This is a genomic window from Phocaeicola sp. RTP21198st1_B8_RTP21198_201120, from assembly GCF_040929485.1.
GTDB lineage: Bacteria > Bacteroidota > Bacteroidia > Bacteroidales > Bacteroidaceae > Phocaeicola > Phocaeicola dorei.
Genome location: NZ_JBCOCI010000173.1, coordinates 2,664 through 3,171, shown reverse-complemented (window position 1 = coordinate 3,171; position 508 = coordinate 2,664). Strand labels below are relative to the sequence as shown.

Annotated in this window: 1 protein-coding gene; it reads left to right on the top strand. The window is 30.3% G+C overall.

Going from position 1 to position 508, the window contains the following annotated elements; genetic code table 11:
• Positions 1–440: hypothetical protein (locus AB5935_RS24075; RefSeq protein WP_368327664.1), on the top strand; the 440-nt coding region annotated here is incomplete at its 5' end.
• Between the last annotated feature and the right edge of the window lie 68 nt (positions 441–508).

The following is a 508-nucleotide window of genomic DNA, read 5'->3' as shown; positions in this document are numbered from 1 at the left end:
GAAAGAAAGACTGGAAAAAGATTCACCTTAAATATTTAAACATGCCAACATTAGAACAACGGAAAGCTGCATTTAGGACAATTTTTGATGTTGCTATCCACAACAAAAAAGAGTTGAATGATAATCATAAATATTGCTTGATTAGATGGGGACAAGATATACTTCATCTGTCTATTATTGACGCACAGGAATGTTTATCCCCTGCTATGGCAAATGGATTTGCTAACTTTCAACAGTTAAGTTCTTTAGATAAAGAGTATCAAATTGAATTTAGGAAGTTATTATATGCCATACTAAATTATAGTCAAATACCAACCGTGCAGGAGATAACAGATTTTAATTCTGTACTATCTGTCATTGAAAATAGGTATAATCTTCCTAATTCGTATTCTAACTTTGAAAATTCAGTATATAATACCACGCCACTAAAGGAATGGTGATTATGTTTGTACAGTAAATTCCCAATATAAGAATAATACATTAATTATTAATGTTTCTTGTATTGGGA